This window comes from Vibrio sp. V39_P1S14PM300 (genome assembly GCF_009904765.1).
Lineage (GTDB): Bacteria > Pseudomonadota > Gammaproteobacteria > Enterobacterales > Vibrionaceae > Vibrio > Vibrio proteolyticus.
On sequence record NZ_WXWP01000248.1, the window covers coordinates 1 to 10,711 of the forward strand.

11 protein-coding genes are annotated in these 10,711 nt (G+C 50.3%); 7 read left to right on the forward strand and 4 right to left on the reverse strand.

The genetic code is table 11. The annotated features are described in order from the left end of the window. The first annotated feature begins 110 nt into the window (after positions 1-110). The gene (locus CAG65_RS12640) at positions 111-2,060 is read left to right on the forward strand and encodes an ATP-binding protein (RefSeq protein ID WP_161453869.1); all 1,950 of its coding nucleotides are present in this window, start codon (positions 111-113) and stop codon (positions 2,058-2,060) included. A gap of 57 nt (positions 2,061-2,117) precedes the next feature. Here the strand turns inward: CAG65_RS12640 and CAG65_RS12645 are convergent, their stop codons facing one another. From CAG65_RS12645 to CAG65_RS12660, 4 genes are all read right to left on the reverse strand, one after another. Further along, positions 2,118-2,777 carry a hypothetical protein gene (locus CAG65_RS12645; RefSeq protein WP_161453871.1) on the reverse strand — a complete coding sequence of 220 codons (660 nt, stop codon included), beginning with the start codon at positions 2,775-2,777 and terminating at the stop codon, positions 2,118-2,120. A gap of 135 nt (positions 2,778-2,912) precedes the next feature. Beyond that, on the reverse strand, positions 2,913-3,596 hold the full coding sequence (locus tag CAG65_RS12650) for a ParA family protein (protein WP_237668810.1): 684 nt from the start codon (positions 3,594-3,596) through the stop codon (positions 2,913-2,915). Between the two features lie 91 nt (positions 3,597-3,687). Continuing rightward, positions 3,688-4,029, reverse strand: a complete 342-nt coding sequence (locus CAG65_RS12655; RefSeq protein ID WP_237668123.1) for a DUF6559 family protein — start codon at positions 4,027-4,029, stop codon at positions 3,688-3,690. Between the two features lie 58 nt (positions 4,030-4,087). Further along, the gene (locus CAG65_RS12660) at positions 4,088-4,804 is read right to left on the reverse strand and encodes a UTRA domain-containing protein (RefSeq protein WP_021706149.1); all 717 of its coding nucleotides are present in this window, start codon (positions 4,802-4,804) and stop codon (positions 4,088-4,090) included. A 210-nt stretch (positions 4,805-5,014) separates the two neighbouring features. On the opposite strand from CAG65_RS12660, the gene CAG65_RS12665 reads away from it, so the two are divergent. From CAG65_RS12665 to CAG65_RS12690, 6 genes are read left to right on the forward strand one after another with little or no spacing between them, the layout of a single operon-like run. Next, the gene (locus tag CAG65_RS12665; protein WP_161453872.1) at positions 5,015-6,082 is read left to right on the forward strand and encodes an ABC transporter substrate-binding protein; all 1,068 of its coding nucleotides are present in this window, start codon (positions 5,015-5,017) and stop codon (positions 6,080-6,082) included. 9 nt (positions 6,083-6,091) lie between these two features. Then, the gene (locus CAG65_RS12670) at positions 6,092-6,898 is read left to right on the forward strand and encodes an alkaline phosphatase family protein (protein WP_161453874.1); all 807 of its coding nucleotides are present in this window, start codon (positions 6,092-6,094) and stop codon (positions 6,896-6,898) included. Beyond that, entirely contained in the window at positions 6,895-7,785 is an 891-nt protein-coding gene (locus CAG65_RS12675; RefSeq protein WP_161453877.1) for an ABC transporter permease, read from the forward strand. The genes CAG65_RS12670 and CAG65_RS12675 overlap by 4 nt, the downstream gene beginning before the upstream one ends. Then, positions 7,785-8,570, forward strand: coding sequence for an ABC transporter permease (locus tag CAG65_RS12680; protein ID WP_161453879.1), 786 nt, complete (start codon positions 7,785-7,787; stop codon positions 8,568-8,570). The genes CAG65_RS12675 and CAG65_RS12680 overlap by 1 nt, the downstream gene beginning before the upstream one ends. A gap of 14 nt (positions 8,571-8,584) precedes the next feature. Then, the gene (locus tag CAG65_RS12685) at positions 8,585-9,604 is read left to right on the forward strand and encodes an ABC transporter ATP-binding protein (protein ID WP_161453880.1); all 1,020 of its coding nucleotides are present in this window, start codon (positions 8,585-8,587) and stop codon (positions 9,602-9,604) included. A 2-nt stretch (positions 9,605-9,606) separates the two neighbouring features. After that, positions 9,607-10,266 carry an HAD family hydrolase gene (locus CAG65_RS12690; RefSeq protein WP_161453882.1) on the forward strand — a complete coding sequence of 220 codons (660 nt, stop codon included), beginning with the start codon at positions 9,607-9,609 and terminating at the stop codon, positions 10,264-10,266. Positions 10,267-10,711: the final 445 nt, after the last annotated feature.

Consider the following 10,711-nt stretch of genomic DNA (forward strand, 5'->3'; position numbering starts at 1 on the left):
TTCTCATTCTACCTCCATGTATTTGAGAGTATTGGGATAAGAATAGTTTACTAATGTATTTTTACGACTATCTTTAGAGTATACATTCATTGAATACACATTGATTGCATATGGGGCAGAAATTGCGCCGGCCAAGGCGTTTAGGCATTGATAAACAACTTGTGTTCGTCACTATCCTTGTGAGTTGTATTTTTGCTCTGTTTAACGCCGGCGCCAGCTTTTACCTCGACTACAAACATGAGTTAAAAGAACTCAGCCAAAACATGGCACTGATCAAAGACAGCTACTTGTCGAGTATCAGCAGTAGCTTGTGGGTGGAAGATCGTGATCAGTTAGCCACGCAAGCGCAAGGTATTCTCCAGCATCCGGACGTCGCGTATATCGAAGTGAATGACAGTTTTGGAACGACCATCACATTTGGTGAAAGAGTCACCGGAAGAAAGATAGAGAACTCCTGGCCCATCACCCACAACTTGGGCAAAAACACCTACGACCTCGGTACTTTGCTGGTGCAGATAGACATGACTTCGGTCTATGCGTCTCTGGTTCGTAAATTTTGGATCCAGACCCTGATCACCGTACTGGAAACCTTCTCCTTGGTTGCCGCTCTGCTGTTCATTATTCTAAAACTGATCATTCATCCGATCTCAGAGCTGACACAAGCCATGGGCGATTTCCGCGGCGGCCCGACTCCAAGCGCCATTCCCCCTCCCAAACGCCTGTTTAAAGATGAACTGACCACACTGACTGAGAAATACAACGTATGTGTTGAGCGACTTGAGTCCAACTACAATGATCTGATTCTGGCGAAACAGAAAGCCGAAGTCGCCAACCAGAAAAAAAGCGAATTCCTTGCCAATATGAGCCATGAGATCCGCACCCCGATGAATGGCATCGTCGGTATATCGGCCTTATTACAAGAATTGGACGCCACCTCCAAGCAAAAAGAGTATCTGGAGGTGCTAAACACCTCATCCAACAACCTGCTGGATGTGATTAATGACATTCTCGACTTTTCCAAAATCGAAGCCGGGCGACTGGAGCTGGAACACATTCCGATTGCCCTGCATGAGCTGATCCGCAAACAAGCGGGCGTCTTCAAAGTCAAAGCTCAGGAGAAAAACCTGCTGTTTGAATGCATTATCGACCCGACGATTCCCACCTCCATCATTGGTGACCCGACCCGGCTGAAACAAGTCCTCAATAACCTATTGGGGAATGCGATTAAATTTACCCACAACGGGTACGTTCAGTTTGAAGCTCGTTTACTGTACACAGACGAGCAGCAAGAGCGGCTCCGGTTTGAAGTCCGAGATACAGGTATCGGGATCGATAAAAACAACATCGACGTGATCTTCGACAAGTTCCAGCAAGCCGATGGCAGTACCACCCGTCAGTATGGGGGGACTGGACTGGGTCTGGCGATCAGTCGCAACATTATTTCGAAGATGGGCGGCGAGCTGAGCGTGGTGAGTGAACTTGGACTCGGCAGCTGTTTCTATTTTGAAATACCGCTCCAACGCGCCTCTGAGATGAACGCGCCAGAAGAACCCAATGCAGGACAGGTCTTTACCTTTCCACGCAACAGCATGTTGAACTCAGCAGAAGCCAGTGCGGAAGTGACGATCTCTCCAATCAGGATGCTGGTGGTGGAAGACACGCAGGTAAACCAGAAGGTGGTAAAAATCATGCTCAACAACATGGGCATCTCAGTCGACGTTGCTGAGAACGGTCAAATCGCGCTCGAACGTTGTCATGATCAACTTTATGATGCGATTCTCATGGACTGTCAGATGCCGGTGATGGATGGTTATGAAGCGACACAGAGAATTCGCGCGGAGTGCGAATGGGCTGAGCACATTCCGATTATTGCCCTGACCGCGAATATCATTCATGAGGACAAGCAACGCTGCTTTGACGTCGGAATGAACGATTTCCTGTCGAAACCCGTGACACCCGCCAAGCTCAAATCATTGCTGATCAAACACGTTCCTTCGCTGGAAAACCTCGTCGAAGCCGATAAGCCAGACGATCGGGCTCAGCGTTCTGACCGCAGTTGAGCGCCTGAAACAAAAACACCGCCCTAAGGGCGGTGTTTTTGCGATATCAACGCTTGTCTACTTGGTCTTAAAACCCAGTAACGCTTTAACCGAAGCAAAAGCAATCAGAGAGTAACACAGCAGTTCAGTGCCCTCTTCTGCGATGCTTTTCACCATGCGAACGTAATCTTCTCCCATGACGGCTTGCCAGAAAGAACCGGTCCCAAACAGGCGTGAAAACACCACTAACAGCACAATGCCTGATACCACTAAGTTGACGCCATGCGATGTTGCCATCACGGCCATTTGATTCACAATACGCTCTTTGGCGGAATAGGCATAACTGATTGCCAGTCCAGCAGCGACCAGTGCCGGATATTTCCAGAACCCATGTGCGATAGTATCAAGCGTATTATCCATTTCGCGGATGAACATAACGGCAAATAAACCACAAGCTAAAGCCGCCACGTGTTTCAAATCCGGGCGATGATGCGCGATCCGGGCAAAACAGCCGAAGGCAATGGTCAGACAAACTAACTGACTCACCTCAGTGAATGAGAATTCTGGCATACTGTTGCCAAAATAATAGACATCCAATCGAAGCATCAGATTCACAGCAATGGCAATCACCGCCATCACTGCCACGTTAGAAAAGACGTTTAAAAAAGCGCGTTTCGCGTTGATAACTTCTGTCGATGACGGTGCGCTGCTCACCGGATCAAATGAATCTGTTTTCATTGGGATACCCCCGACAATTTAGACGCAGATATACTAAATGTGATCTAGCTCAAATTGTCAGAGGAGTGTCAAAAGAAACACCGTGCAATTAATCAAAACCCATAGCGGGACTGCTCTGGTGGAAGATCCCGAACTCTATTCCAGCCATTTCAAGACGTTGTGCCAAAGTACACTGTCGATACCCTCCGCCTCCACTAAGTGTTTGTGGTGAAACGGTTCCTGATACTGATGAGATTCACTCATTATCCCTAAGGTTTTGAACTGACGAAAGAGTTTCAGCAGAGACAACACCCGGGTCAAACGAGCATCCTCCTGAAAACACCGATTGATGACAAAGCCCAGCTGAATTTTCTTTCGCTTATAGATGTGCTGTTCAATCAAGGTACTGATGAACGGCAGAGAGGCGTGCAAATCAATGGGAGACGGTTGCATCGGGATCACGATGTAATCTACGTAGCGTAGATAACGCACCAACTCCCCTTCCGAGAAATTAGCCGGAGAATCGATCACCACAAAATCAGAATCGGTACTGACCTGCAAGGTGAGAGCAATGCTGGACAGACTGCGCAGCGCCGGATTGTATGACTGGCAAGGCACCTCTTCGATGGGCTCTGCCCAATGATAAGTAGATTGCTGGCGGTCAAAGTCCACCAGCTCCACCTTAAACTGGTGGGCGATCAATTTGCTGATCAGGCTCGCAGTAAAGGTAGACTTGCCCACCCCACCTTTCAGATTGAGGACAATGATCTTCTTGGCTTTGGCATAAGCAATGCTGATCTGTTTGTTTTTGCGCTGTACTTGCAATGGGAAACCGCTCAATTATCCATCGATAAAGACAGCATAGTATGTCATGTCGACAGCAGCTATTGACGCCCAGGTCAATAAATCAGAAATTTCTGCCGTTCTCGAATCAGAAGCGGCTGTTCATGCCGTGCCAGTGTGCGGTGTCATCCTGCATCTTTCCTCCCCCCCAGCGACCACTCTGTCCCAGAGCCAATACGTCTTTGGCGCAGTACGCATGCCCACCAAACAACAGTGCTCGAATGCGCGCCCTATCAGCATCGTCCACGTTTTCGGTATACAGAGCCTCCGCCCAGCGTTTCTGACGCGGCGACAAGCGGACTTGCGACGCACTTTGCTCAACCTGACCGGCCGAAAAATAGTCCCGACTTCCGTAGCCTTTGCGCAGAACGGGATTCATTAATTTAACAATGGTCAGTAAGCCGCGACGGCGAAAATAATCAAACAACAAGCACATACTCCAAGTCAGAAAGCTTTGAGTCAGTATACCGTCGTGTATGTATCCTCTGTCAATTTTCACTGTCAATCCGAATCATAACGGCATCCGGCCGCCAGTATTCAAGCTCACAGTCCATGAGTACGCCATCCTGTTTATAATTAACCCGGCAAATCTTCAGCACAGGCTGACCTTCGGCCAGATTCAGCGCTTTGGCCACACGAGCCGGCGCCGACGTGGGAATAACGTCAAAGCGCGAGCGGTGCGTCTGATAGCCATATCGGGTGTGAAACAGACCCGTCAGTGAACCGGTCAGATTTTCTGTCAGAATATCGGGAAACAGCTCGGCCTTGAGACAGTTTTCGACAAATAGCACGGGCCGGCCATCAATATGACGCAGACGTTCAACGACGTGAATCGGCGTGATGCGGCTAATTTCCAGCGCCGTGGCATATTCCCCCTGCGCCATTTCGCTGCGCACACCGATCAGGCGCGTCTCGGCAATGCGATTCTGCTCACGCACCATCTGATGGAAGTGGGCACGAGACAAAGGATTATACCGTACGCGTTCTGGCGACACATACCAGCCACGTCGCTCTTCTCGGTAAATCAGTCCCTCGGTCTCCAGCGAAATCAGGGCGTCTTTCAGTGTGATGCGTGTGGTGGCAAACAGCTCGCTCAGTTCGCGTTCAGAAGGCAATTTCTGCCCTTTCGCCATAATGCCACCACGGATCTGCTCGCGCAGGCTGGCCTTAATTCTTCCAAGTTGAGTATGGGGTTGTGTTGACATGCTGACCTAGTCCAGATGGTTATTCGCGCTCAACCATACGGCAGGCAGATAACAGATTCATGACAACCACTGATGCCTGCATTTAGCATCAACACCCATTAACTGACATATAAATTAATAAAAACTGTAAAAAATCCGCCCCTAAAGCGTCACATTGTCTCCATAGGATACAAAACGAACTTACTGACCTAGTCCAGAAGGATAGAGACAATGAAAACGTTGCGAAACCGCACTTTACTGACCAGCACAACACTGCTCGCGGCAACCCTTTCCACAAGCGTATTGGCACAGGACCCGGATGTTGCAGCACTGGCCAACGCCGCGAAACAAGAAGGCGCCGTCTACAGCGTCGGCATGCCGGACAGCTGGGCCAACTGGAAAGACACTTGGCAGGATCTTGAAAAAACGTATGGCCTGAAACATCAGGACACCGACATGAGCTCGGCTCAGGAAATTGCGAAATTTGAAGCAGAGAAGAAGAACGCCACGGCGGACATCGGCGATGTAGGCTTTGCATTTGCTCGGGTCGCCGTTAAAAAAGGCGTAACACAGCCCTATAAACCGACCACGTGGAATGATATTCCGGACTGGGCCAAAGACAAAGACGGTCACTGGGCACTGGCTTACACGGGTACGATTGCATTTATCACCAACAACCATCTGGTCAAAAGCGCGCCGACAAGCTGGCAGGATCTGCTCAAAGGTGATTACAAAGTGACGGTGGGTGACGTAGGTGTCGCGGCGCAAGCCAACAATGCGGTGCTGGCAGCGGCCTTTGCCAACGGTGGCGATGAGTCGAACCTGAAACCAGCGCTGGAGTTTTTCTCTAAACTGGCGAAACAAAACCGCCTGTCATTCACTGATCCAAGTATTGCCAATCTGGAGAAAGGGGAAGTGGAGGTGGCCATTTTGTGGGATTTCAACGCGCTGAACTATCGCGACAAAATCGATCGCAGCCGTTTTACCGTAACCATTCCACAGGACGGCTCCGTCATTTCTGGCTACACCACCATCATCAACAAGTACGCCAAAAACCCAAGTGCTGCCAAGCTGGCGCGTGAGTACATCTTCAGCGATCAGGGGCAAATCAACCTGGCGCAAGGTTATGCCCGCCCGATCCGCACCAACGTGACGCTGCCTCAGTCGGTACAAGACAAACTGCTGCCAAACGATCAATACGGCAATGTTCACCCGGTAACGGATTTCAAAGCCTGGGAAAGGTCGGCTCGTAAGCTGCCTCGTCAATGGCAGGAATCCGTGCTGATTCACCAACAATAAGAGGTCTGTATGAGCAATAAGGTGATCCTTGTTGTGCTTGATGGACTGAACTATCAGGTCGCCCGTGACTGCATGGGCTACCTTAACGGTTTAATCGAGCAACAACGCGCGACATTATACCCTTTGCAGTGTGAACTGCCTTCCATGTCCCGCCCGCTGTACGAATGCATTCTGACCGGTGTCAAACCGGTGGAAAGCGGGATAGTCAATAATCAGATAGTTCGTCTGTCGCATCAGGATTCTATTTTCAGCCTTGCACGCCGCGAGGGGAAAACCACAGCAGCCGCGGCTTATCATTGGGTCAGTGAACTCTACAACCGCGCCCCCTTTGATCCTATACGCGATCGCTTTACCCATGATGCAACACTGAATATTCAACACGGCTGCTTTTATCACTGGGATCACTATCCGGACGAAGCGCTGTTTTTAGACGCCGATTATCTGCGCCGCACTTACAACCCGGATTTTCTGCTGATCCATCCGATGAACATTGACGACAACGGCCATCAATTCGGTCTGGATTCTCCCCAGTACCGTAACAGTGCCCGCGGTGCGGATATTTGTCTGTCAAACTACATCGAAAACTGGCTGGCGGATGGGTATCAGGTGATGGTAACCAGCGATCACGGTATGAATAATGATCGCTCACATGGTGGGATCCTGGCCGACGAGCGCGATGTGCCCTTGTTCGTTATCGGTGACCAATTTACCCATCAAGATTGTCAGGTTAAACAAACCGAGTTGTGCGGCGTTGTCTGCCAACTGATGAACCTGGACCACGCCAAACCCTACTCGCAGGCATTGTTAGCATTATGAGCAGTTCCGTTGTGACGCAGACCACTCCCGCGTCTGCATTCTCAGCTACCCGCCAGTGGAAAAAGCTCAAGCCCGCTTTGTGGCTTGTGCCTTTCGCGCTGGTGTTTTATCTGTTTCAGCTCGCTCCCATGGTGTGGGTGCTGATCAACAGTTTTCTCTACGACGGCGACTGGTCGTTGGCTAATTACCAAGAGATTTTCGACTCCGCCTTTATGCTCCAGGGCTTTAGCAACAGCCTGTGGCTTGCGCTGTGGTCAAGCCTTGCCGGGCTGATGATCGCTGCGCTGTTGGTCGCCTCATTGCGACACGTGGATTCTCGCTTGCGTGATGGCGTGATCGCGTTTACCAATATGAGCAGCAACTTTGCTGGTGTACCACTGGCCTTCGCTTTCATTATCATTCTCGGCGTGAACGGCGCCCTGACCCTGCTACTGAAACAAGCCGGGCTGATTGACGAGTTCAATCTGTACGGCAAATGGGGTTTGCTGATGATCTACATTTATTTCCAGATCCCACTGGCAGTCTTGCTGCTCTATCCAGCCTTTGATGCGCTGCGTGATGACTGGCAGGAAGCCGCGGCCCTGCTGGGCGCCAACACCCGGCAATACTGGTTCAAAGTCGCCCTGCCAGTGCTCTCGCCCGCTCTGCTCGGCACTTTCATTATTCTGCTGGCCAACGCCATCGGCGCGTACGCCAGTGTCTACGCGTTGACATCAGGCAATTACAACGTCATTACCGTGCGCATCGCCAGTCTGGTTTCCGGCGATCTGTTCCTGGAGCCTAACCTGGCGGCTGCCATCTCCGTCATTCTGATTGCCCTGCTGGCTTTTATTACCCTGATTAATCAATGGTTGGTCGGCAAAAGTAAGACGGGAGGGAAATACTGATGCGACACCATTCAAACACGTACCATAAAGCCGTGGTGTACACGATCGCCGGTGTAATGCTGCTCCCGATCCTGGCGACACTGATTTACTCCTTGTCATCGCGCTGGGGAGCGACAATCCTGCCGGATGGCCTTACGCTCGACTGGTACATGCGCCTGCTGACCGACGAGCGCTTTCTGGCGGCTTTTGGTCGTTCCCTGATGATTTGTCTCGCCGCACTGGCGCTCAGTGTAGGATTGATTCTACCCGCGATGTTTGTGGTTTTTTATTATTTCCCTAAGCTGGACAAACTCATGAATGTCCTGATCCTGTTGCCGTTTGCTGTTCCGCCGGTGGTTTCTTCCGTCGGTTTGCTGCAACTATATGCCGACAGCACGATTCCACTGGTCGGAACGCCTTGGATACTGATAGGCACTTATTTCACCATCGCCTTACCATTTATGTACCGCGCCATCGCCAACAGCTTCGCCGCCATCAATCTGCACGATTTGATGGATGCAGCGCACCTGCTCGGTGCCAGTACCCGTCAGGCATTTTTTCTGATCGTGATCCCCAATTTGAAAAAGGGGCTGCTTGCGTCACTGTTTCTGTCATTTTCCTTCTTGTTGGGCGAATTTGTCTTCGCCAATATCCTGGTCGGAACCCGTTTTGAAACTTTGCAGATATACCTCTACAACATGCGTCAGACCAGCGGACACTTTACCTCAGCGCTGGTCATGACCTATTTCCTGTTTATTTTCCTATTCACATGGCTGGCCAGCCGCTTTTCCAAACCATCGCGCTGAGTCGGGAGTTTTTTATGAGTTATGTCGTGGTCGAGCAACTGACCAAACGCTTCGGTGACAACACCGTTTTTGACAACATCGCTTTTACCATTGAACAGGGCGAATTTGTGACACTACTAGGCCCGAGTGGCTGTGGTAAGTCGACCCTGCTGCGCAGTCTTGCCGGACTAAACCCGGTCGATGGAGGCAACATTTGTGTGGATGGGGAAGACATCACTCACCAGGTTCCTCAGCAACGCGGGATCGGCATGGTGTTCCAGTCTTACGCACTTTTCCCTAATATGACGGTGGCAGACAACATCGCTTTCGGGCTCAAGATGCACAAACACACGCCTGAACACATTCAACGTGAAACCGCCAAAGTCATCGCACTGGTCGAGTTAAACGGCAAAGAAAAGCAGTATCCGCATCAGTTATCCGGTGGCCAGCGTCAACGTGTCGCGCTGGCTCGCGCTCTGGTGGTCAAGCCAAGAATTTTACTGCTGGACGAGCCGCTTTCTGCTTTGGATGCCAAAATCCGCAAGCATTTGCGCCAACAAATCCGCGATATCCAGAAAGAACTCAACCTGACAACAATTTTCGTTACCCATGACCAGGAAGAAGCCATGCTTCTGTCAGATCGGATCTTTTTGATGAACCAAGGCGAGATTGTACAAGCGGGTTCACCGGAGCAGATCTACACTCAGCCCGCCAATGAATTCGTCGCCGGTTTTATGGGTCATTACAATCTGGTGGATGCCCGGCAGGCCAAACAGCTGTTCAATCTGGATACTCAATCGAACGTTGCGATTCGTCCGGAGTCCATTTACGTGCGAGAAGCGGGGCGACATTATGGAAGCCACATCTCAGCCCCGCAACGCGCCACTGTTAAACGCCATCAGTTATTGGGTAATGTCATTCGGTATCAGGTCAACGTCGGTGACTGCGAACTCACGGTCGATCTGCTCAACCGTTCTTCTGAACGACTGCTGGCCAACGGCAGCGAAATGGAGTTGTTGTTTAACCTGAATGAGATTCAACCAGTGAGAGCGTAAACATGTCCAGACCACTCTATGTTTTTGATATGGATGAAACACTGATCAACGCTGACTGTGCGATGCTGTGGAATGCATTTCTGGTTGAAAAAGGGATTGCCACCGCGCCGGATTTCCTTACCGAAGATCAGCGGCTGATGGCCCTGTACACGAAAGGAGAAATGCGGATGGAAGATTACCTGCAATTTTCCATGGCCCCCTTGTTGGAGATGCCTAAAGCGGAAGTGCTGGCCTTAGTCGACGAGTGTGTGGACACTCACATTCTGCCCAGACAATTCCCTCAATCCAAAACCCTGATAGCCGAATTGAATCGGGATGGCATCGACATGGTGATCATTTCAGCATCAGTTACCTTTCTGGTAGAAGCGGTCGCTCGACGCATCGGAATACGTCACGCACTGGGGATTGATTTGGTGGAACACAATCAGAAGCTGACCAGCCAGATCCTCGGTGTTCCCAGCTATCGGGAAGGCAAAGTCACCCGTTTACAGCAATGGCTGGCTGACAGCATTGACAACTACAGCGAAGTGCATTTCTTCACCGATTCGATCAACGATCTGCCGCTGTGTCAACACGCGGATTTTGCTTATCTGGTCAACCCATGCGAGCAACTGGTGCGCCATGCGGATCACCCCAACTGGCAGGTGCTGCACTGGGGATAACCTATCTGAGTCAAAGTGGTCGTGTGCACTTGAACATGGTTTAGGCAAAAAATCACGGTCCTGACCACTTTGACTCACCTTGTTGCACCTAAACATCCAAAGTGATTGAAACAATTAACAAATAATAAAGTCAACGGGGCCTGATCCCATTTCCCATCGTGCATTTTCACCGCAGCGCCAGATCAACGGCTCTACTGCCCAAATACACTCACAGAAAACAAGAATGATTCTCGATATTGTCTACAAATTTATTCTATTTAATAAAGAGTTAGAATAGACGTCGAGGCATCATTTCGCACACCGTCAACATACCCCAAAAGTATGGTTAACAAATATGAAAACTATGATTCCCAAATTAACGTTTTATCAACAATGTTAATTGATGTTAATTTTCTTGGCATTGGCAGATAAATCATCGGAAACGCGCTCATCCCTCGAGGTGTTC